Annotated in this window: 20 protein-coding genes; 12 read left to right on the top strand and 8 right to left on the bottom strand. The window is 72.4% G+C overall.

Annotated features, from left to right (window positions below):
• Positions 1 to 62 precede the first annotated feature (62 nt).
• The 5 genes from ACTWPP_RS08425 to ACTWPP_RS08405 form a co-directional block, all read right to left on the bottom strand.
• A complete protein-coding gene (locus ACTWPP_RS08425; RefSeq protein ID WP_443103550.1) occupies positions 63 to 1,325 on the bottom strand; it encodes a flavin-dependent oxidoreductase in 1,263 nt (420 codons plus the stop codon).
• Between the two features lie 99 nt (positions 1,326 to 1,424).
• Entirely contained in the window at positions 1,425 to 2,288 is an 864-nt protein-coding gene (locus tag ACTWPP_RS08420) for an ABC transporter ATP-binding protein (RefSeq protein ID WP_443103549.1), read from the bottom strand.
• A 53-nt stretch (positions 2,289 to 2,341) separates the two neighbouring features.
• Positions 2,342 to 3,145: an ABC transporter permease gene (locus ACTWPP_RS08415; RefSeq protein WP_443103548.1), complete on the bottom strand. Its 804-nt coding sequence runs from the start codon at positions 3,143 to 3,145 to the stop codon at positions 2,342 to 2,344.
• A gap of 50 nt (positions 3,146 to 3,195) precedes the next feature.
• Positions 3,196 to 3,972, bottom strand: coding sequence for an ABC transporter permease (locus tag ACTWPP_RS08410; RefSeq protein ID WP_443103547.1), 777 nt, complete (start codon positions 3,970 to 3,972; stop codon positions 3,196 to 3,198).
• Positions 3,969 to 4,958 carry an ABC transporter substrate-binding protein gene (locus ACTWPP_RS08405; protein ID WP_443103546.1) on the bottom strand — a complete coding sequence of 330 codons (990 nt, stop codon included), beginning with the start codon at positions 4,956 to 4,958 and terminating at the stop codon, positions 3,969 to 3,971. The genes ACTWPP_RS08410 and ACTWPP_RS08405 overlap by 4 nt, the downstream gene beginning before the upstream one ends.
• A gap of 347 nt (positions 4,959 to 5,305) precedes the next feature.
• Here ACTWPP_RS08405 and ACTWPP_RS08400 point away from each other — a divergent pair, with 347 nt between their 5' ends.
• The 5 genes from ACTWPP_RS08400 (at position 5,306) to ACTWPP_RS08380 (ending at position 11,144) form a co-directional block, all read left to right on the top strand.
• The gene (locus ACTWPP_RS08400; RefSeq protein ID WP_443103545.1) at positions 5,306 to 8,671 is read left to right on the top strand and encodes a nitrate- and nitrite sensing domain-containing protein; all 3,366 of its coding nucleotides are present in this window, start codon (positions 5,306 to 5,308) and stop codon (positions 8,669 to 8,671) included.
• Positions 8,668 to 9,117, top strand: coding sequence for a roadblock/LC7 domain-containing protein (locus ACTWPP_RS08395; protein WP_358451981.1), 450 nt, complete (start codon positions 8,668 to 8,670; stop codon positions 9,115 to 9,117). Before ACTWPP_RS08400 ends, ACTWPP_RS08395 begins: the two co-directional genes overlap by 4 nt.
• A 30-nt stretch (positions 9,118 to 9,147) precedes the next feature.
• The gene (locus tag ACTWPP_RS08390) at positions 9,148 to 9,600 is read left to right on the top strand and encodes a DUF742 domain-containing protein (RefSeq protein ID WP_392898442.1); all 453 of its coding nucleotides are present in this window, start codon (positions 9,148 to 9,150) and stop codon (positions 9,598 to 9,600) included.
• 40 nt (positions 9,601 to 9,640) lie between these two features.
• A complete protein-coding gene (locus ACTWPP_RS08385) occupies positions 9,641 to 10,255 on the top strand; it encodes a GTP-binding protein (protein WP_443103995.1) in 615 nt (204 codons plus the stop codon).
• A 124-nt stretch (positions 10,256 to 10,379) separates the two neighbouring features.
• Positions 10,380 to 11,144 (top strand): SGNH/GDSL hydrolase family protein, encoded by a 765-nt coding sequence (locus ACTWPP_RS08380; RefSeq protein WP_443103994.1) that lies wholly within the window; start codon positions 10,380 to 10,382, stop codon positions 11,142 to 11,144.
• A 10-nt stretch (positions 11,145 to 11,154) separates the two neighbouring features.
• On the opposite strand, the gene ACTWPP_RS08375 is transcribed toward ACTWPP_RS08380, so the two are convergent.
• Positions 11,155 to 11,517 carry an STAS domain-containing protein gene (locus tag ACTWPP_RS08375; protein WP_443103544.1) on the bottom strand — a complete coding sequence of 121 codons (363 nt, stop codon included), beginning with the start codon at positions 11,515 to 11,517 and terminating at the stop codon, positions 11,155 to 11,157.
• Positions 11,518 to 11,694: 177 nt separating this feature from the next.
• Between ACTWPP_RS08375 and ACTWPP_RS08370 the strand changes: the two genes are divergently transcribed.
• Positions 11,695 to 15,315 carry an AAA family ATPase gene (locus ACTWPP_RS08370; protein WP_443103543.1) on the top strand — a complete coding sequence of 1,207 codons (3,621 nt, stop codon included), beginning with the start codon at positions 11,695 to 11,697 and terminating at the stop codon, positions 15,313 to 15,315.
• 3 nt (positions 15,316 to 15,318) lie between these two features.
• Here the strand turns inward: ACTWPP_RS08370 and ACTWPP_RS08365 are convergent, their stop codons facing one another.
• A complete protein-coding gene (locus ACTWPP_RS08365; RefSeq protein ID WP_443103542.1) occupies positions 15,319 to 17,316 on the bottom strand; it encodes an ABC transporter ATP-binding protein in 1,998 nt (665 codons plus the stop codon).
• A gap of 156 nt (positions 17,317 to 17,472) precedes the next feature.
• On the opposite strand from ACTWPP_RS08365, the gene ACTWPP_RS08360 reads away from it, so the two are divergent.
• The 6 genes from ACTWPP_RS08360 to ACTWPP_RS08335 all read left to right on the top strand — a co-directional run bounded on the left by ACTWPP_RS08360 (position 17,473) and on the right by ACTWPP_RS08335 (position 21,203).
• Entirely contained in the window at positions 17,473 to 18,651 is a 1,179-nt protein-coding gene (locus tag ACTWPP_RS08360) for an LCP family protein (protein WP_443103541.1), read from the top strand.
• A gap of 38 nt (positions 18,652 to 18,689) precedes the next feature.
• A complete protein-coding gene (locus tag ACTWPP_RS08355; protein ID WP_443103540.1) occupies positions 18,690 to 18,986 on the top strand; it encodes a hypothetical protein in 297 nt (98 codons plus the stop codon).
• Between the two features lie 85 nt (positions 18,987 to 19,071).
• Entirely contained in the window at positions 19,072 to 19,230 is a 159-nt protein-coding gene (locus tag ACTWPP_RS08350) for a hypothetical protein (RefSeq protein ID WP_443103539.1), read from the top strand.
• A 170-nt stretch (positions 19,231 to 19,400) separates the two neighbouring features.
• On the top strand, positions 19,401 to 19,556 hold the full coding sequence (locus ACTWPP_RS08345; protein WP_392898424.1) for a hypothetical protein: 156 nt from the start codon (positions 19,401 to 19,403) through the stop codon (positions 19,554 to 19,556).
• Positions 19,557 to 19,655: 99 nt separating this feature from the next.
• Complete coding sequence (locus ACTWPP_RS08340) at positions 19,656 to 20,144, top strand: glutathione peroxidase (protein ID WP_443103538.1); 489 nt, start codon at positions 19,656 to 19,658, stop codon at positions 20,142 to 20,144.
• A gap of 144 nt (positions 20,145 to 20,288) precedes the next feature.
• On the top strand, positions 20,289 to 21,203 hold the full coding sequence (locus tag ACTWPP_RS08335) for an oxidoreductase (protein ID WP_443103537.1): 915 nt from the start codon (positions 20,289 to 20,291) through the stop codon (positions 21,201 to 21,203).
• Here ACTWPP_RS08335 and ACTWPP_RS08330 read toward each other — a convergent pair.
• Positions 21,200 to 21,775, bottom strand: a complete 576-nt coding sequence (locus ACTWPP_RS08330) for a TetR/AcrR family transcriptional regulator (protein ID WP_443103536.1) — start codon at positions 21,773 to 21,775, stop codon at positions 21,200 to 21,202. The genes ACTWPP_RS08335 and ACTWPP_RS08330 overlap by 4 nt on opposite strands.
• Between the last annotated feature and the right edge of the window lie 33 nt (positions 21,776 to 21,808).

The following is a 21,808-nucleotide window of genomic DNA, read 5'->3' as shown; positions in this document are numbered from 1 at the left end:
GACGGCGACGTGAGCGCGGAGCGCGGCGAGGCCGGGCCCCACCGCGCTCCGCGCCGGAGTCCTCAGCCGGAGACCGTGTACGACGGCCGGCTGTTGAGGGTCTCGACGTCGGAGAACGACGTCCGGCGGTAGGCGCCGGCGATGGTGCTCAGCTCGTCCGGCGCCAGGACGTCCTCGATGGCGTCGAACCCCTGCGGGGCGCGCTCGCTGACGGTCTGCAGGATGCGGTCGGCGGGCATGTCGCGGCAAGCCAGCACGATGGCGTTGACCGTCTCCCGGCGTTCCCGCTCGTAGGCGAGGAGCGCCTCGGCCGGATCGGCGGCCCCGGCCAGCTCGTGCGCCACGACACGGGCGTCGAGGACGGCCTGGGATCCGCCGTTGGAGCCGATCGGGTACATCGGGTGGGCGGCGTCGCCGAGCAGGGTCACGCGGCCGGACGTCCAGCGGTCCAGGGGATCCCGGTCGACCATCGGGTACTCCAGGATCTCCGCCGAGCCCGACAGCAGCGCCGGGACGTCGAGCCAGTCGAACCTCCACTCCGCGAAGTAGGGAAGCACGTCCTCCAGGCGGCCCGTCCGGTTCCAGTCGGCGGTGCGGTCCAGCTGGTCGTCGGCGAGCCTCACCTCCGCCACCCAGTTCAGCAGCGCCTTGCCCCGCCGCTCGGCGCGCATGGAGATCGGGTAGACGACCATCTTGGACGCGGCGTTGCTGCCCGCGATGGCCAGTGTCCGCCCGCTCAGGAACGGCTCTCCCTCGGTGACGCCGCGCCACATCCTGATGCCGTTCCACAGCGGCGCCGACTCGCCCGGGTTGAGCTGCGCGCGGACGGCGGAGTGCAGGCCGTCCGCACCGATCAGCACGTCGGCCGCGGCGGTGCCGGCGGTGCCGGACGCCCGGTCGAGCAGCCGCGCCCGTACTTCCTCACCGTCCTGCTCGAAGCCCTCGAAGACGGTTCCGGTGCGGACGGCGTCCTTGCCGAGCCGCGCCAGGACGGCGTCCAGCAGCATCATCTGCAGTTCACCGCGGTGAATCGAGTACTGCGGCCAGTGGTAGCCGAGCGCGCGTCCCCGCGGCTCCCCCCAGATCCGGCCGCCGTACCGGTCGAAGTGCACGGTCTCCGCGGTGGGGATGCCGATCTCGGCCAGTTCGTCGCCGAACCCGAGCTCGGTGAGCTCCCGGACGGCGTGCGGGAGCAGGTTGATGCCGACGCCGAGCGGCCGCAGCCGGACGGCCGAGTCGACGACGAGCGCCTCGACACCGGCCTCGTGCAGGCTCAACGCGGTGGTGAGCCCGCCGATCCCCGCACCCACGATGAGTACGCGCATGAATCGCCCTCCCGTTCGTTCCCGGGCAGGCGGGGCCGGTATGGTGGCGGCCCCGTCCGCCCCGGTCTCGTTCCCTGCCGCCGCTCAGGGCGGCGGTTCTCAGCGAGCCGGTTTCGTGCCCGAGCTCGCGCCGGACTTCTTCGCGGTCTCCGCCGCGGCCGCCTCCGGCTCGTCCGCGGGCGGGGAGCCGGAGGGCACCGCGCCGGGCACCTTCGCGCCGCCGCGGACCAGCCGGCCGACCTCGGCGCGGAGCTGGACGAACTCCGGGAGGCCCCGGGTGTCGATCTGGTCGCGGACGGACGGCAGCCCGACGGGCAGGTCGGCGTGCACGCGGGCGGGCGAGCGGTTCAGCACGATCACCCGGTCACCGACGTAGACGCTCTCGTCGATGTCGTGCGTGACCAGCAGGATCGTCATCTTCTGGGTCCGGTGCACCTCCAGGACGAGGTCCTCGAGGTCCTCCCGGGTCTGCGCGTCCACGGACCCGAACGGCTCGTCCATCAGCATCAGCGAGGGACGGTACGCCAGCGCCCGCGCGATCGACACGCGCTGCTGCATGCCGCCGGACAGCTGCCACGGGTACTTGCGCCCCGCGTCGTGGAGGCCCACCGACTCCAGGGCCTCCTCCGCCCCGGCGCGCCGCTCCGAGCGTGACTTCCCGCGCCGGCGCAGCGGCAGCGCGACGTTGTCGCGGACGGTCAGCCAGGGGAACAGCGAGCGGCTGTAGTCCTGGAACACCACCGCGAGGTCGTCGGGCACGCCGTCGATCGGCGCCCCGTCCAGGGTGAGGGTCCCGCCGGTCGGACGGATCAGCCCGGCGATGCAGCGCAGCAGGGTGGACTTGCCGCAGCCGGACGGGCCGACGATGCTGACCATCTGCCCGTCCGGGACGGTGAGGTCGAGGCCGTCGAGGGCCAGGTGGCCGTCGGCGTAGGAGTGCGTGAGGCCGGTTATCTGGAGCATCACGGCCGCCTTTTCTGTGTGTACGTCGTGAGGGTCAGCGTGGGGGGCATCGGTCAGTTCGCGAGCCGCTGCGCGCCGATGTGCCAGGCCAGCAGGCGGCGTTCCAGCAGCATGAAGACGGCGTTGAACAGGAAGCCGAGGATGCCCAGCATGACGATGCCGGCCCACATCCGGGGCAGCTCGAACGAGCGCTGGGCGCCGATGAGCTCGGAGCCGATGCCCGCGGTGCTGCCGAACAGCTCGGAGATGACCATGAGGATCAGCGCGAACGACAGCGCCACCCGCAGGCCCGCGAAGATCTTCGGCGCCGCCGCCGGGAGGATGATGGTCACCATCCGGCGGAGCCGGCCGATCCCGAACACCCGGGCCGTCTCCAGCTGCAGGGACTCAACGGTGCGGACGCCGTCGCAGGTGTTGAGCAGCACCGGCCACACGACGCCGAACGCGATCGTGACGATCTGCATGGTCGCGCCGAGCTGGAACACGATGATGAAGAACGGCAGCAGCGTCGGCGGCGGCACCGCGCGCAGGAACTCCAGCACCGGGGTCAGCATGTCGTACAGGGCCTTCGACCGCCCGACCGCCGCGCCGATCACGACGCCGGCGGCGCCGGCGGCGGCCCACCCGATGAACAGGTGGGTCAGGCTGGTGGAGAAGTCGTCCGTCGCGTTGTCCGTGAGGAACAACCGGGACGCGGGGCCGGAGAACCACAGTTCGTGCAGCGCTCCGAGGATCTTGGTGGGCGGCGGGAAGTAGGTCTCGTTCACCGCGCGGGTGATCAGCTCCCACAGGATGACGAAGACGACGACCAGCCAGGCGCGCTCGACGAACGCGCGCAGCGCCTTCAGGGCCTTCACGCCTGCTCCTTGCGGGGAGGCGGCTCCCAGCGCACCTCGGTTCGCTCCGCTCATGCGATCCCCTCCACCTGGGCGGTGTGCCAGCGGAACGCAATCCGTTCTAGCCCGAGAAGGCCCATGTTGGCCAGCAGTCCGAGGACACCGGCCCAGACGGCCCCGGCAAGCAGCAGGTCGGTCTGGCCGCCGCCGGCCTGGGTGGAGCTGAGATAGATTCCCACTCCGTTGACCCCGCCGGCCAACAGCTCGGTGCTGACCACGACGATGAGGGCGACGGAGGCGGCGATCCGGACGCCGGTGGTGATGAACGGGGCGGCGCTCGGCAGCGAGACGCGCCACAGCACCGACGGCGTCCCGAACCCGAAGGCGCGCAGGCTCTCCTTGGCGACCGGGTCGACGTCGCGGAGCGCGTACAGGGTGTTGATGAGAATCGGCCACAGGCAGGCGTAGAAGATCAGCGACATCTTCATCTGCGTGGGGTCGGCGAACAGGATGATGGCGAGCGGGATCAGCGCGACCGAGGGGATGGGGCGCAGCAGTTCGACTAGGGCGCGGGCGGCGGTGCCCAGCAGCGGAACCGAGCCGAGCAGGACGCCCAGCGGTACCGCCACCAGCACCGCCAGCGCGAGCCCGCCGAACCACGCCTTGAGCGTGGCGCCGACGTCGACGAGGAACTCCCCGTCGACGGCCAGTTTCGCGGCCTCCCACAGAACGGTCGACGCCGGGGGCAGGGCGGACGCGTCGATGAGGCCCGTACGGCTTACGACCTCGATGACGACGACCACCCCGGCCACCCCGGCGGCGCCGAAAGCGATACGGCGAGAATTCATGCGGCGGAAGTGGCGATGAAGTTCTTGACGTCGATCTTCTCTTCCACGTACCCGAACTGGAGCATCACGTCCGCCACGCGCTGCAGACGCGTCGCGTTCAGCGTGGTCGGGAAGCTGCCGTAGCTCATCGTCGAGGCGACCTTGGCGTCGATGCCCTTGGCGTAGGTCGGCAGGATGTCCTGCACGAGCTTGCGGTCGGCCGCCATGCCCTGGGCCTTCTGGAGCGCGCGCTGGAAGGCGGCGGTGGTCTTCGGGTGCTCCTTGATGAACTCTTCGGTGGCGGCGTAGCCGGCGATCGGGAAGTCCGCGGTCGGGCCGCTGGACAGGTCCGCGACCATCCTGGCGCCGATCGACTGCTGCATCTGGGTGCCGAACGGCTCGATCGCCTGGACGGCCTCAACGCTCTCGGACTTCAGGGCCTGCTCCATGGCCGGCGGGGCGACCTCGACGAAGTTCTTGTCCTCGTCGAATTCCACGCCCACGGGCTTGCCGGCGGCGCGGATCATCAGCGTGCTGATGTTGCGGCGGGTGTTGACGCCGACCTTCTTGCCCTTGAGGTCCTCGATCGTCTGGTACGGGGAGTCCTTGCGCACCATCAGCGTGTGGGTCTTCGGGGCGCCCTGGAAGCCCTCGGCGACGATCTTCGGCTTGAAGCCGGGGTCCTTGACGCCGGCGGTGAGCAGCGAGACGTAGTTGCCGAAGCTGAAGTCCAGCCGCCCGCTCTTCAGCAGCGGGATGCCGGCCGCGCCGCCCTGGATGACCTGCGTCTTCACCGTCAGGCCCTCGGCCTTGAACAGACCCTTCGTGATGGCGATCTGGACGGGCGCGGTGTCGGCGATGGTCATCGTGCCGAGGGTGATCTCGGACTTCTCCAGGCCGTTGGCCGAGGGGCTCTCTTCGGAGTCGCCGCAGGCGGCGGCCCCGGAGAGCGCGAGCCCGATGGCGAGTGCGCCGCCGATGACTGTGCGGCGGTGGGAAGCAGACATGAACAACGCTCCATTTGCGGGGGAAGCTGGTTGAAAGCTGATCTTTCAACGAGCCGGGAGCGTAGCGCACCAGGGGCGCGCCATGGGGAAGATGCCAGCTTTACGTGCACTTATGTGAACACACGTGAACAAGCTGTGACATTCGCATCTTCTGCATCACAAGTCTAGACCTGTGTGATCATTCGGGTTGGCCATGATGGTTGCTCTGTGTTGCAATGTTCGGCGCTTGCCCACAGTGGTGCGGGCAGGCGACGCGACCCGGATCTCGTTCAGGGTCACTGTGCGCCGCGAGCGATCGACCCATTGAGAGGTAGCGGAGGGCAGTGCGGAAAGCCGAAGGGGCCGAGATGGCCCCGCAGTCCCCTCAGCCAGGCCCGTCTGCCAGTGGAGACGCCCCCAAGCGAGGCTTCCTGGGAGGCCGGCTCAAGCTGCGCAACTGGCGCGTGCGGACGCGCCTGTTCGCCCTCATCGCGGTGCCCACGATCGTGGCCGCACTCCTTGCGGGCTACCGCGTCCAGGTTTCCATGGACGACGCCGACGCCTTTGCCCGGACGGGCGAGATGGCTACGCTCGGTAAGGAACTGACTGCGCTCGCGCACGAAGTGGAGAACGAGCGCGACGCCATGGCGGGCCGGGCCGCAGGCGGCCAGCGAGCCATCGACGCCGACGAGCTCACGGCGCGCCAGGAGGCGGTGGACGCCGCCGCCCGCAAGGTGCAGGACGCGGCCGACGACGTCGAGGTCAAATCGCCCGGCCTGGAGCTGGCGCTCGGCAACGTCCTCGACCGGGTCAGCGACCTGCCCGCGCTGCGGGCCCTGTCCGCGCGCCTCGCGCCCGGCCCGATCATCGACAAGTACGGCGAGTTCATCGACGACTTCAGCGGATACCACCTGCTGGTCTCGCAGGACGCCCCGACACCCGAACTCGCGCAGGGCGCGCTGGCGCTCGCCGACCTCGCGAGCGCCAAGGAGGCCGCGTCCCGCGAGCGGGCCCTCCTCGCCGCGGCCCTCTGGGAGGGGCGCTTCACACCGCTCGGCCGCGCCGACGTCGACGACGCCCGCGCCGACCTGAACACCAGCATCGCGGCGTTCCGCAGCTCGGCCACGGCGGTCCAGCTGCAGCTCTTCGAGGACACCGTCACCGGCCCCGAGCTGGACCGCGCCGAGGTCACCCGGCTGCGGACGCTCGCCGTCGCCGACGCGTCCCCGAGCCTGCGGGTCAGGCTCGGCAACGGCGTCGCCCGCAACTGGACGGCCGACTCCAGCGCCCGGGTCAACAAGCTCCGGACGGTCGAGCAGAACATCGCCGCCGAACTCGCCGACACGGCCAACGACGCCAAGTCCGACGCCCAGACGGACGCGTTCCGCGACGCGGCGCTGCTGTTCCTCATCCTCGCGATCGTCCTGGCGACCGTCATCATCGTGGCCCGCTCGCTCGTGCGGCCGCTGCTGCGGCTGCAGTCCGGCGCGCTCGACGTGGCCGGCACCCGGCTGCCCGGCCTGGTCGACCGGCTCCGCGATCCCGAGGCCGCCGCCGGCGGCATCGAGGTCGAGCCGATCGAGATCGACTCCACCGACGAGATCGGCCAGGTCGCGCGGGCCTTCGACGAGGTCCACCGCGAGGCGGTCCGGCTGGCGGCCGACGAGGCGGTCCTGCGCGGCAACATCAACGCGATGTTCGTCAACCTCTCCCGCCGCAGCCAGTCCCTGATCGAGCGCCAGCTGCGCCTGATCGAGGAGCTGGAGCAGAGCGAACGCGACGAGGAGCAGCTCGGGAACCTGTTCCGGCTGGACCACCTGGCAACCCGCATGCGCCGCAACTGTGAGAACCTCCTCGTCCTCGGTGGGCAGGAGCAGGTGCGCCGGTGGAACCAGGCCGTCCCGCTGATCGACGTCGTCCGCGCGTCGCTGTCCGAGGTTGAGCAGTACGAGCGGGTCGCGCTGCGGGTTCAAGGCGACATGACGGTCGCCGGTCCCGTCGTCAACGACCTCGTCCACCTCCTGGCCGAGCTGGTGGAGAACGCCACGGTCTTCTCGTCCGAGCACACGAAGGTGACCGTATCCGGCCAAATGCTGAGCGGCGGCGGTTCCATGCTCCAGATCACCGACAACGGCGTCGGCATGTCGGGGGAGGACCTGGAGCAGGCCAACTGGCGGCTGGCGAACCCGCCCGTCATCGACTTCTCCGCGGCGCGCCGCATGGGCCTGTTCGTGGTCGGCCGCCTGGCCGTCCGGCACGGGATCCGGGTGGAGCTGCGCGCCGCCCAGGGCGGCGGCCTCACCGCGTTCGTGGTGCTGCCCGACGCGGTGATCACTCCGGGCGAGGCCGGCCCGATCGGCACCCGCGGCCTCGGCCCCCGCGAGACCGACGGCCAGCAGCTCGCCGCGCTGACCACCGCCGCCGAGCCGCCCGCCATCGGCTCCGGCGGCGCGTTCCGGCAGGACGACTACGGCGTCCCCGGCGGGCCGGGCGGCGCGCCGGTCGTCGGCGGAACCGGCTCCCATCCCATGGCCGGCGGCACCGGGCCGCTGCGGTCCCTCCGCGGCGCCACCGGTCCCCAGCCGGCCATGAACGAGACCGGCCCGATCCCCGCCGCCGGCACCGGCGCCCACGCCGCGTTCCCGAACACGGGGCCGCTGCCCGCCGTCCCGCGCGACGAGCAGGGGCCGCCCGGCGACGACCCGTACCAGCCCGGCGACCGGCAGCCGCCGCGCAGGCCCGGCGAGCTGCCCATCCGCCGGCCCGGCGCGCAGCTGCCGGGACGCCCGGCCGACGACGGCCAGTCCAACGGCCTCTTCCAGCCGCGCAGCGAGCGGCCGCAGGACGGCGGCGCCGGAAGCAACGGCACCTACCGCCAGGGCGGCCCGCAGTCGGTCGTCCCCGAGGCCCAGCCGATGGTGCCCGAGCCCGGCGCGTCGCGGCAGATCCCGTGGGAGACCGGACCGCTGGAGCAGGTGGGAGGCGACTCCGGGCAGGCCCCGCCGGACCCGTACGGGGACGGCCCGCCGGCCGGCGGCCCGCCCCGGCCGCGCGGGGCCCGGTGGGAGACCGGCGAGATGCCGGCGCCGGAGCAGGCGCGCCCGGGCGCGATGTCCATGCCGCATCCGCCGGAGCCGGTTCCGGAGCCGCATGTCCCCGAACCGTCCATGCGGGCGCCCCAGGCCCCTCCGGCGCAGGCGCCGCCGGAGCCGAAGGCGCCGCCGCGGGTTCCCGAGCGTTCGCCCATCTTCGACGCGATGCAATCGGAGTGGTTCATGCGGAGGGGAGAGAACTCGGGGGAGGATCCCGTGCGGGGCTGGGAGTCCCCGGCGGACGCGGGCTTCCGCGCCGCCGAGGCCGCCCGCGAGCCCGTCGCCACCACGCGCACCAGCGTCGGGCTGCCCAAGCGGGTGCCGGGCAAGAACCGGGTGCCGGGGGCGGTCGGCCGCGCGGCGCCGGCCGGGAACACGCAGCCCGCCGCGGGTCCGGTTCCGGCACCGGGCCGGGCATTGCCCCAGGGCCCCGCGCAGGGGCAGGCTGTGCAGGGCCGGCCGGCACCGGAGGGTCAGGGACCGGGCCAGCAGCAGGGATACGGCCAGACGGCCGACGTCGTACGCAACCGCTTCGCGAGCCTGCAGCGCGGCGTCCATCGGGGACGCCACGAGGCTCGCGGCGCAGGCACGTCAGGTGAGGCGCCGTCACAGGGTGACGGCGAGACAGGAGGCACCCGGTGAGCGGGCAGGATCTCAACTGGTTGGTGACGAACTTCGCGGACCGTGTCGCGAAGGTCGCGCACGCCGTCGTGGTCTCCTCGGACGGATTGCCGATGGCGTACTCGTCGGGCTTCCCGCCCGAGCGTGCGGACCAGCTTTCGGCGATCGCCTCGGGGTTGATGAGCCTGACCCAGGGCGCGGCGAAGATCTTCGACGCGGGCGGGGTGAACCAGACCGTCGTCGAGATGGACCGCGGCCTGCTGTTCGTCATGTCCATCACGAACGGGTCGGTGTTCGCGGTGCTGGCGGCGCCGGACTGCGACCTCGGACTCGTCGCGTACGAGATGACGCTGCTGGTGGAGCGCGTGGGCCGGGTGCTGACGCCCGCGCTGCGCGCCCAGGAGCAGCAGCCTCCGTACTCGGGGCCTCCGGTGACGGAGATGGGCGCCGGCCCCGCCCGCTATTGACCGTGACTGACTCTGACGGAGGTCGGCGACATGGATCGAGGCAGCTTCGGAGGCAGTCCCGGGGTCCCCGGGCGCTGGCCGGGTGATCAGGGGCGGGTACCGGCCCAGGGACGGCCCCCCGAACGGCCCGAGGGCGACGGCAGCTCGCTGGTGCGCCCGTACGCCGTGACCGGCGGGCGGACCAAGCCCCGCTACGACCTGGCCATCGAGGCCCTGGTCACGGCGGCGCCGTACCCGCCGCGGGACGTGGCCGTGCTGACGCCGGAGTACCGGGCGATCATGGACCTGTGCCGGTCGGCCCGCTCGGTGGCCGAGGTCTCGGCCCTCCTGCGCCTGCCGCTGGGGGTGGCGCGGGTGCTCGTCGCCGACATGGCCGTCGAAGGGCTGCTGAGGCTGCACCAGTCCCAGCCCGCCACCACCGCCGGCGGACAGCCGGACCTCCGCTTGCTAGAAAGGGTGCTCAGTGGCCTTCGGAAGCTCTGACCAGGTTCCGGTCCCGGGGCCGCACGGCGGAGAGGCCGAGCTGACCTCGGTCAAGATCGTCGTTGGCGGCGGGTTCGGTGTCGGCAAGACCACCTTCGTCGGGTCGGTCTCGGAGATCATGCCGCTCACCACCGAGGCGGTGATGACCGCGGCCAGCGCCGACGTGGACGACCTGTCGGCCGTGCCCGACAAGACGACCACCACGGTCGCGATGGACTTCGGCCGCGTGTCGCTCGACAGCGAGCTGATCCTCTACCTGTTCGGCACGCCCGGGCAGCACCGCTTCTGGTTCATGTGGGACGACCTGGTCCGCGGCGCGATCGGAGCCGTCGTGCTGGTCGACACCCGTCGGCTGGAGGACTGCTTCGCCGCGGTGGACTACTTCGAGGAGCTCGGCCTGCCGTTCGTGGTGGGCGTCAACGGGTTCCACGGCGAGTTCCAGTACGCCGTCGACGACATCCGCGACGCCCTGTCGATCAGCGCGCACGTGCCGATCGTCCAGTGCGACGCGCGGAGCCGCGAGTCCACCAAGCAGGTGCTGATCACGCTCGTCCAGCACGCGATGTCGGTGCACGCCGCGCCGCCCGCGGGCGCCTCCGCGCCGCCCGCCGCGTCCGGCGGCCAGCTGGGCAGCGCGTCGCCCAGCTGGACCTGACGCCGGCGCGGATGTCGCGTCCCTCGCAAACCGGCCGGGCTACGGTCGCGTAGGTCGTGTGCACGATGCATCATTCATCTACGTGATCGACCATGAACCGGTGATGGGGCTAGCGATGGGTGAAATGAGGCAGATCCGGACGTACGTGGCCCTGGGCGACAGCTTCACCGAGGGCCTGAACGATCCCTACCCGGGCGAGGAGGACCGTTTCCGCGGCTGGGCCGACCGGCTCGCGGAGCATCTCGCCGAGCGGAGCCCCGGCCTGCGGTACGCCAACCTCGCGATCCGCGGCAAGCTGGTCCGCCAGATCGTGGACGACCAGGTGCCGCGCGCCGTCGAGCTGGACCCCGACCTCGTCACGCTGTGCGCCGGCGGCAACGACATCATCCGCCCCGGGGCCGACCCCGACGCCCTCGCCGTCGTCTTCGACGACGCCGTCCGCCGGCTGCGCGCCACCGGCTCCCGCGTCGTCGTCTTCACCGGGTTCGACACCCGCGGCCTGCGCAGCGGCAGCCGCATCCGCGGCAGGGCCGCCACCTACAACATGCACCTGCGCGCCATCGCCGACCGCCGCGGCTGCACCGTCGTCGACCTGTGGCCCCAGCGCATCTTCCACGACCCGCGCGCCTGGTACGAGGACCGCCTCCACCTGTCGCCCGAGGGCCACCGCCGCATGGCCCTCTTCGTCGCCGAGGTCATCGGCGTCCCCGTCAACGGCGACTGGCGCGAGCCCTGGCCGCCCTTGGACCGTGCCGACTGGCTCACCATGCGCCGCGAAGACGTCCGCTGGGCCCGCACCTACCTCCTTCCCTGGATAGGCCGCCGGGCGACGGGCCGCTCGACCGGCGACGGCCGGGGCCCCAAACGCCCCACCGCCCTCCCGCTCTAGCCGGCCGGAGCTAGGCGCGGCCCGGGTCGGGTTCGGGGTCGGGCAGCGCGTCCTCCAGGGTCGGGACCACCGGGATCCGGCGGTGGAGGCCGGTGATCTCCAGGGTGCGGCGGATGAGGGGGCGGGGGGCGGCGAGGGTGAGGCTGCCGCCGGCGGCCGTGGCCGCCTTGTAGCAGGCGACGATGACCGAGAGGCCGCCGGAGTCCATGAACTCCAGGTCGGCGAGGTCGAGGACCAGATGCTCGCCGTGCCGGCGGCGGGCGTCGCCCAGATGCCTGCGCAGGTCCTCCGAGCAGGCGATATCGAGTTCTCCGCGCAGCCGCACGACGGTGCGTCCGCCGTGTGGCCGCACGGTCACTTCCAGGAGCGGCAAGGGGGGATCTCCTCGTGTCCGCACACGTTGGTCCGGTGAATGGTTTCCACGTGACAACTATCGCGGAGGACGGCCCTCCTGCCAACCCGCCGCGCGACGGGGGTGTGCGTGATCGAGCCGGGTCATAGGGTGCTGTCGGACGCCATGCCCGATCCCAGGTAGGAGAAGGACCCCCAGGTGAGTTCCCCCCGGCTGCCGGATCATCTCGAAGTGCTGCTCACCGAGGAGCCCGTGCTGGACGTGTACGCGTACGGTCCCTGGCGCGTGCCCGACGGTCTGTTCGGGGAGATGCGCGAACGCGCCGTGGAGTACAACCGGGATCCGCGCGCGGTGGTGCTGACCCGGCAGCTCAGCGACTTCTACGGGGGCGACACCAGCGCGGCCGGGGCCGAGCAGTGGTCGCTGCTGACGTTCCTGCTCGGCGCGTCTGCGGTCCGCGGCGGGTCGCGCGGGGACGTGGACTACGAGCTGCTGTCGGCGTTCCTCGCGACGCCCGAGTCGGCCGTCCGGGACCCGCTGGCGTGGTTCACGCAGGGCGGGCGGTGGCGTCCGCCGGGCCTGTGGCTGCCCGAGCCGGCCGGGAACGACCGCGAGCGGCGCACGGTGATGTTCGAGCTGGCGCGTGCCGGGCTGGACGTCTTCGAGGGGCTGGAGCCGGTGGAGCGGCGCCGGCGGGCGCTGATGGACCTGTTCGACCGGCGCGCGGCCGATCCGGAGCTGCGCGAGGCGGACATGAGCGTCCCCAACGCGCGGCTGGAGGACGCGTGGGCCGCCGAGCTGACCGATGGGGAACTGGCCGTCCTGCCCGAGCTGGCGGGGCCCGTCGGGTATCTGGGATGGGCGTGCGCCGGGTTGGACGCCGCCCACGAGTGCCTGGCCGGGGCCGTCGCGGACGGAGATGAGCCCGGCGTCGCGCTGGCCCGGCTGCTGCTGGCGGCCGAGGCTCCGGTCGTCCCCGCGGAGCTGGCGGTGGTGCTGGGCACGACGCGATACGAGAACCTGGAGGAGCGGTTCCGCGCGGCGCGTGAGGGCTTCTCCGCCGAGGCGTGGCAGCAGGACGTGCGGTCGTGGCTGGCCCGGGGACTGGTCGCGGGGGAGGCCGACGCGGCCCGTGCGTGGCTGGACATGGCCGTGCGCATCACGGGCGCCGCGCAGGGGCTGCCGGAGTCGCCGGTCAGCCCGCGCTGCCGTGTGCCCGTGCGCGCGTTCCAGGCCGATATGCGGCGGCTGTTCACCGCGCGGCGGGTCCTCAACACGCTCGGCGTCTCGCTGGGCGCGGCCCGCAACGGCGCGGAGAGCGGGGAGACGCGTCCCGGGCGCACCGCGGCCGCAGCGGCCGGCGCGGCTGACGCGGACGTGCTGGTCGGGCAGCCGGAGCTGTCCCGGGTGCTCCAGGACGCGGTGGCGGCGCGGCTGGCCGGCGAGCGGCCCGTCCGGCTGCTGATCGCCGGCCCGGAGGGCACCGGCAAGGGCACCGCCGCCGAGGCCGTGGAGAGCCGGCTCGCCGAGCGCGGCGCGGTCCGCGAGGCGATGTGGATCTCCGACCAGGTGTTCGCGTCGCTGGGGGTGAGCGACGCCGTCCTGTGGCTGCAGTCCCGCGTCCGCGACTGCCTGGAGGCGCGGATGCTGCTGGTGGTGGACGACCTGGAGAAGCTCGCCGCGCACGAGCGGTGCGGCGCCGCCGCCGTCGAGGAGCTGCGGCGGCTCATGGCCCGCTCGCCGTCGCTCAACGTCGTCGCGCTGTGCCGCCCCGGCGGCGACCGGCGGCTGTTCGACGCCAACCCGGCGCTCGTCCGGGCGTTCGACGTGGCCCGCACGCGCGACTTCGCCGAGGACGACTTCGCGGAGCTGTTCACGCTGGCCGTCGTGCGGCGCGGCGCCCGCGTCGAACCGGAGGTGGCCGCGGCCGCCGCGGGGATGCTGCGCCGTACCCCGCCGCTGCTGAACCTGCGCGGCGCGCGGCTGGTGGAGCACATGGCGGGCGAGGCCGTCGCCGCCGCGGCCCGCCGCGCCGGCGAGGAGGCCGGGCGCGCGGACGCCGCCGCGCCGGCCGGGCCGCCGGAGGTCACGGTGGCGGACCTGCCGCAGCGGCTCGTCCCGGGCCGCTCCGCCGACACCGACCCGCTCGCCGAGCTGGCCGCGTGCGCCGGCATCGAGCCCGCCAAGCGCGAGGTGGACGCGCTGGTCGCCGAGGCCAGGGCCGCGCGGTTGCGCCGCGAGGCGGGCATGACGGCCAGGACCCGGCCCCGGCATCTGGTGTTCATCGGGAACCCCGGCACCGGCAAGAGCAAGGTCGCGGGGATCCTCGGCCGCCTCTACGCCGACCTCGGCGTGCTGACGTCCGGCCACCTGGTCGAGGTGGAGCGCGCCGACCTGCTCGGCGAGTACGCGACCGAGAGCGTCCTGCGGGTCCGCCGGGCGGTGGAGCAGGCCCACGGCGGCGTCCTGGTCGTCCGTGACGCGCACGCCCTGGTGTCGGCCGCCGCGGACGCCGCCCGGGGACGCGAGGTCCTGGACGTGCTGCTCACCGGCGTCCAGGCGCACACCGAGGACCTCGTCGTGGTGCTGACCGGGCCGGAGGCGGAGCTGAACGGCCTGCTGAAGTCGCATCCCGACCTGGCCGCGCACTTCCCCCGCACCGTCCGGTTCCCCGACCTCGACGAGGACGAGCTGGTCGAGGTGTTCGCCGCCAAGGCCGCCGACTCGGGGTTCGAGCTGGCGCCCGGGGTGCTGGGCAAGGTCCGCGAACTGGCCGAGGCGGCGCCGCGCGAACGCGGGTTCGGCAACGCCCGCGCGATGATCCACCTGCTGGACCGGGCGGTCGCGATGCAGGGACGCCGCGTCCTGGCCGACGGCATCGTCGACGAGACCGAGTCGCTCGACGAGATCCTGCTGGAGGACGTCCCCGACACGCTCACCCGCGGCCGCGACGACGTCCCAGGCGACCCGCTGGCCGAGATCGACCGGCTGATCGGGCTGGCCGACATCAAGCGGGAGGTGTCCTCGCTGGTCGCCGAGGTCCGCGCCGAGCAGCTGCGGCGCGACGCCAAGCTGTCCCCGGCGTCCCCGTCCCGGCACATGGTGTTCATGGGCAACCCGGGCACGGCCAAGACGACGATCGCGCGGCTGATCGCCGCCGTGTACGCGCGGCTCGGACTGCTGTCGTCGGGCCACCTGGTGGAGGTGACCCGCGCCGACCTCGTCGCCGAGTTCGTCGGGCAGACCGCGCCGCGGGTGCGGGGCGCGGTCGAGCGCGCCCTCGGCGGCGTGCTGTTCGTGGACGAGGCGTACGCGCTGTCGTCCTCGGGCGGCGACCGGCGCGACTTCGGCCACGAGGCGATCGCCGAGCTGCTGCGGCTGATGGAGGAGCACCGCGGCGACCTGGTCGTCATCGTCGCCGGGTACGACGCCGAGATGGAGCAGTTCCTGAACGCCAACCCGGGGCTGAAGTCCCGGTTCCCGAAGGTGCTGCGCTTCCCCGACTACTCGGGCGACGAGCTGGTCACGATCTTCGAGTTCATGGCGGCGGAGGCGGGGTTCGCGCTTGCGCCCGGCACCGTCGGCGCGGTCCGGGACCTGGTCGACGCGCAGCCGCGGGGCTCCTCGTTCGGGAACGCGAGGCTCGTCCGCAACCTGCTGGAGGCGGCGATCTCCCGGCAGGCGCAGCGCATCACCGCGAAGGACGACGAGGGGCCGGGCGGCGTCGAGGCCGCCGAGGTGGGGACGCTCCGCCCGGAGGACCTGCCCGACGCCCCGCCGCCCGAACGCGGCGGGTTCGGCTTCGGCGCCTACCTCTAGCCTCTAGCCCACCCGCGCGTGCGCGTCGCCGTCCCCGTAGGCGGCGGCCTGGAGGGAGTACAGGTCGGCGTACAGGCCGCCCCGGGCCATCAGGGCGGCGTGGTCGCCCTCCTCGATGACCGTGCCGTGCTCCAGGACGTAGATGCGGTCGGCGTAGCGGACGCTGGCGAGCCGGTGCGTGATGAGCAGGACGGTCCGGCCGTCGGCGTGCGTGCGGATCCGTTCGAAGAGCTGGTGCTCGGCCCGCGCGTCGAGGGCGGCGGTCGGCTCGTCGCAGATCAGCAGCGGCGCGTCGCGGAAGAAGCCGCGGGCGACGGCGAGGCGCTGCCACTGGCCGCCCGACAGTTCGGCGCCGCCCTTGAACCGGCGGTCCAGCAGCGTGCCGTATCCGCGGGCGAGGTCGCCGACGACCTCGTCGGCACCGGCGGCGCGGGCGGCGGCGAGCATCGCCGGGTCCTCGCCGTCCCCTTCGGCGTGCTCGCGGCCGCGTCCCATCGTGATGTTCTGCCGGGCGGTCATCGGCCAGTGCGTGTACTGCTGCGCGATGACGGCGATGCGTTCCCACACGTCGTGGGGCGCCACCTTCGTCAGCGGCACGTCGTCCCAGAGGACCTCGCCCTCGTCCGGGTCGTACAGGCCGGCCATGATCTTCGCGAGGGTCGTCTTGCCGGAGCCGTTCTCGCCGACGAGCGCGACCACCTCGCCCTTGCGGACGTCCAGTGAGATGCCGTTGAGGGACGGTGCTTCCGCCCCCGGGTAGGTGAACGTGACGTCGCGGACGCGGATGCGGCCGAAGTGGTCCCCGAGGGGGATCTGAGGGGGCGCTGCCCCGGGCGGCAGCGCGCGGCGCGGGATCCGCTTCTCCGCCTTCGCGCAGAACGACAGGTAGTCGCCGAAGTAGAGGCCCTCCTCGTAGCACTGGTTGACCGCGAACACCAGGTTGGCCAGGGAGGACTGGCCCGACCGGATCGCCAGGACCGCCGTGCCCGCCACCGCCAGCGGCACAGCGCCCTTCCACAGCATGAGCCCCAGTGCGATGTAGACGGCCGCCGTGGCGACGCCCTTCAGCATGTCCCCGGTGACCCGCGCGATGGTCTGCCTCCGGGCGAGGTCGAGTTCGACGGTCCGCTGGTACGCGGCCTGCCGGTCGTACTGGTCCAGCAGGAACCTCCGCATCGTGAACGACCGCACCTCGGCGGCGTGCTCCCGCTCGACCATCAGGTCCGACAGGATCCACTTGCGGCGCGCGACCTCGACCAGGGTCAGCATCGTCAGGTACTGCATCCGCGCGCTGCGCACGGACGCCCAGCCCTCCGGGACGGCCGTCAGCAGAAGCAGCGGCAGCAGCAGCGGATGCAGCACACCGAGCGTCCCGGCCGCCGCGACCATGCCCACGACGCCGGTGAGCACGTCCACCGCCTGCTGGACGACGCGCGGCGCCGACACCATGCCCCGGGTCTGGGCGCGTTGCAGCTCGTCCAGGAAGTCGGAGTCGTCGAGCGCGGCCAGGTGCACGGAGGTCGTCGCCTCGTACAGCCGGAGCTCGGCGAGCCGCCGGACCTGCGGCTCCAGCCGTGACTGCGACCAGCCCGCGCACGCCTGCAGCCCGGCCCGCAGCGCCACCGCGCCCGCCACCAGCGCGAGCGAGGGCAGCGCGTCGCGGACCCGGTCGGGCGTGGGCCCGGCGCTGAACAGCGCGGTGAGCACGCCGGTCGTCGCCAGCAGCCAGAACGCCGTGAAGATCCCCGCGAGGAGGTTGAGGGAGATCGTCGCGACCGTGTCGGCCGGGCTCGCCCGCCAGGCCAGCCGCGCCGCCTGGACGATCACCGCCGGGAGCCGCCGCGCCACCGTGCCCAGACCTGTCTCGGCGAGTTCCCGGTCCTTCGCGTGCCAGGTGTGCGCGGTCAGTTCCGGAAGATCGAGCGCGGGACGGCCCTCGCGGCGGCGCCGGTTTGCCCTGCGGAGCCTGAATCGCCGGGAAAAACGCCGTCGTGTACCCATGCGCCGCCCTCCGCGCGTCCTGCGTGCCAAGGGCAGTGTGCGTCCTTAGGACGACGGTTTCCGCTTCATGTGTCACATAGCGCGGTGATTTGGTCGTATGGACAATCATGCAGGAGAAGGACGCGGCGGACGCCCGGGAAGTCTAGGGTCTACGGCATGAGCGCCGGCCGGACGGAAGGCCGGGCACGCAAGGAGGGCGACCGCGTGGCTCGCAGCAGGCACCACTCCGCCCGGGCGGAGCATCACCAGCCCGCCTACGGGCGGGAGACGTACGGCGATTCCTATGACCCGTACGACGACCCGCATGCCGGCGACCAGCTCCGCGGAGGCGGCTTCGACCAGGGCGGCGACCCGTATGCCGGGGGCCGTCCGAGGCGGCGCCGCCGCCGGCGCGGGCCGCGGGTGTTCGGCGCCATCCTCGTCGTCCTGCTGCTGGTCGTCGCCGGCGCCTACTTCTACCTGGACTCGCGGCTCAACCGCGAGGCCGTGCTGGTCGACTACCCGGGGCGGGTCGCCGACACGCCGGGGACGAACTGGCTGATCGTCGGCTCCGACAGCCGCGAGGGCCTGTCGAAGGCCGAGCAGCGCGAGCTCAAGACCGGCTTCGCCTCGGGGCGGCGCACCGACTCGATGATGCTGCTGCACTACGGCTCGGGCGGGTCGTCGCTGATCAGCCTCCCGCGCGACTCCTATGTCCCGATCCCCGGAAAGGGCCGCAACAAGCTGAACGCGGCGTTCGCGTTCGGCGGGCCCCAGCTGCTCGTCCAGACCGTGGAGGAGGCCACGGGGATCCGCATCGACCACTACGCCGAGATCGGCTTCGGCGGCTTCGTCGGCGTGGTGGACGCCATCGGCGGCGTGGAGATGTGCGTCAAGGACGACATCAAGGACCCCAAGGCGGGGCTCGACCTCAAGGCCGGCTGCCAGACGCTGGACGGCGGCCAGGCGCTCGGCTACGTGCGCACCCGCGCCTACGCGCGCGCCGACCTCGAACGGGTCGAGAATCAGCGGCAGTTCTTCGCCGCGCTGATGAAGAAGGCGGCGAGCCCGGGGACGCTCCTCAACCCGTTCAAGAGCTTCCCGCTCGCGAAGAACGCGACCAGCAACTTCCTGGTGGACGACGGCGACCATCTGCACCACCTGGTCCGCATGATGTGGGCGATGAAGGGCGTCAGCGGCGGCGACGGCGTGACGACCACCGTCCCGATCGGCGGCGGCGGCAGCGCGGCGGGCGTCGGCTCGTACATCAGCTGGGACAAGGCCAAGGCGTCCAAGCTCTTCGACGCGCTCAAGCAGGACCAGCCGATCCCGAAGGACGTCATCCAGAAGAAGTGACGGGGATTGGCGCCCGCCCGCCTGGTTAGAGTCGGAGCATGTCCGATGTGACGCCGGGCGGCGCCGCCGAGCTGGACGAGCTGCCGTCCAAGGAGCTGTACGAGCGTGCGATGAGCCTCGCGAGGGAGCGGCGCGACGTCGGTTTCCTGTGGGACCTGCTGCGCGCGATCCCCCCCGCGGCGGCGTCCATGGGGGAGGTCGGCCGCGCCGAGTTCGACCTGCTGCACGGCCTGTCGCTGCTGGAGGAGTTCACGCACGCGGGGGAGGGGGAGATGGCGGACGCGCTCCGCCCCCTCTACATCGAGTACCTCACCGCGCACGCCAACGGGACCTGACGGTCTCTTTGCCCGGTGTTGATCTCTGTTCGGCCGTCACTGGGAAACACTCTCCGTAGTCAATTGACTGCAGAGGGTGGTTGAAGTGAACAAGAAGCACATGAAGATCGCCGCCATCGCCTTCGTGGCGTGGTACGTCATCAGCAGGCCCGAGGGAGCGGCGAGTCTCGTCAACAACGCCCTGAGCGGGCTCGGCACCGCCGCCGAGTCGTTGTCGCAGTTCATGAGCGCCATCCCGAGCTGAGCGGCGGGTCCCTGGCCCCGTACCCCGGGTGGTGCGGGGCTTCTTCGCGCGCGGCCAGCAAGCGGTTGCCTCCGCGTCACAGTAAAATCGCGCTTTGCGGGCAGACGCGCCTGGGCACAATTGGATCGGGTCAGTTGTGTCGCTGCGCTACAACCAGGGACGGCGTACGGATGAAGAAGAACCTCCGCTATGTGGCGATCGCGTTCGTCATCTTCTATTTGCTGAGCTCACCCACCGACGCGGCAGGGGTGGTCAACAACGCCTTCAGCCAGCTCGGCGAGGCGGGCAACCAGTTGGCCGCCTTCGTGAACGCCTTGGGCACGTGAGGGTGCGCCGGCGGTGCGGGCCGCGGGCCCGGCGGCGCCGGCGGGTGATCGAACGAGGGCATGGCCGGTCGCGGAGGGAGATCTCCTAGGATCGGCCTCATGTCTGTCTTCGACGTAGAGATCGACGGCCTGCGGGGCGGACCCGCCGACCTCGGCCAGTACCGGGGCAAAGCCGTGCTCATTGTCAACGTCGCCTCCAAGTGCGGCCTCACCCCGCAGTACTCCGGCCTGGAGCGGCTGCAGGAGAGGTACGCGGGACGCGGCTTCACCGTCCTCGGGGTCCCCTGCAACCAGTTCATGGGCCAGGAGCCCGGCACCGCGGACGAGATCGCGGAGTTCTGCTCGGCGACCTACGGGGTCACGTTCCCGATGACCGAGAAGATCGAGGTCAACGGCGACGGGCGGCACCCGCTGTACCAGGACCTGGTCGGCGTGCCCGACGCCGAGGGCCACACCGGCGACATCCGCTGGAACTTCGAGAAGTTCCTGATCACCCCCGGCGGCACGGTCGCGGCGCGCTTCGCGCCCCAGGCCGAGCCCGAGGCGGACGAGGTCGTCGCCGCCATCGAGAAGAACCTGCCGGCCTGAACCCGCCGGCCCGAAGAACGGGCGCGTCCTCCGCACCCGGAGGGCGCGCCCGGCCGTTGTGAATTGCCCCACATCCCGAACCTGTTGTCCTCTATTCGAGCACACGTCTAACTTTGAAGTCGCGATATGACGTGGAGGTGCCTCATGCGCGGATGGACGACGGGCGACATCCCCGATCTGCACGGCCGGCGGGCGATCGTCACCGGCGCCAACAGCGGCATCGGCTACCACACCGCGCTGCAGCTCGCCCGGCACGGCGCGTCCGTCGTGCTGGCCTGCCGCAGCGCCGAACGCGGCCAGGCCGCCTTCGACCGGATCAAGGCCGCCGCGCCGGACGCCGACCTCGTCCTCGGCTCCCTCGACCTCGCCGATCTGGCGTCGGTCCGGGAGTTCGCGGCCCGGTACGGCGACGCGCCCGCCGACATCCTGGTCAACAACGCCGGCGTCATGGCCATCCCGCGCCGCTCCACCGCCGACGGTTTCGAGATGCAGTTCGGCACCAACCATCTCGGCCACTTCGCCCTCACCGGCCTCCTGCTGCCCGCGCTGCGGTCCGCGCCGTCCCCCCGCGTGGTCACCGTCACCTCGACGTTCGCCTGGTCCGGCCGCCTCAACTTCGACGACCTGCAGGGCGAGCGCCGCTACCGCAAGTGGTCCGCCTACGGCCAGGCCAAGCTCGCCAACCTGGTCTTCGCCAGGGAACTGGACCGCCGCGTCCCCGAGGTCACCAGCGTCGCCGCCCACCCGGGCTACGCCGCCACCAACCTCCAGCAGACCGGCCCCAGGATGCAGGGCAGCACGCTCATGGAGAAGGCCGCCGGCATGGGCAACGCCCTGGTGGCCCAGTCCGCGGCCGCGGGCGCCCTGCCGTCCCTCTACGCCGCCACCGCCCCGGACGTCCACGGCGGCGCCTGCTACGGCCCCCGCCTGCTTCAGTACCGCGGTGCCCCGACCGAGGTGGTCACGCCCCCGCAGGCGAACCGTCCCGCCCAGGCCGGACGCCTCTGGGAGATCTCCGAAACCCTCACGGACGTCACCTACGCGGCGGCCACGCCTTAGCGAAGCCCCACGGTGGCCTGAGCCAGCGTCGCCGCGATGACGGTCTCGGCGTCCGACGGCGCACGCTGCGCGAGACGAGCGGCCGTATCGACCAGCCCCTGGATCAGCTCGGCCCGCAGCGCGGGCTCGGCGACGCCGCCGTCCTCCAACGCTTTGACGAGCGGACGCAGCAACTGCGCGTGCCCCACCCGGATGCGTTCGAGTGCCGGTTCCGCGAGCGCGTGCTCCGCCAGCGCGACCGCGGCGGCGTGCCGCCCGTCGGTCATGACCCCGAGCTGGACCCGGATGTAGGCCTCGACCTTGCCGTCCAGGTCACCGGGATCCGTCAGCGCGTCCTCGACGAGCGACGCCCACCGGGGCAGTTCCTCCTCGACGATCGCCGCGACGAGATCGTCCTTCGACCGGAAGTACTCGTACAGGCCCGGCCGCGACAGCCCGACCCGCCTCGCCAGCGCCGCGAGCGACAGCGCCTCGATGCCCTCCTCCGCCACGAGCGCCCGCGCGGCGTCCAGCAGCGTCCGCAACTGCCGTGCGCGATGCGCCGCGACGGTCGCCTCACTGATCCTCGGCACGGCCCCATCCTACGATTCCCGACTACCCGTAGG

This window comes from Actinomadura sp. 3N407 (assembly GCF_052245875.1).
Classification (GTDB): domain Bacteria; phylum Actinomycetota; class Actinomycetes; order Streptosporangiales; family Streptosporangiaceae; genus Spirillospora.
This window is presented reverse-complemented; position numbering and strand designations above follow the sequence as displayed.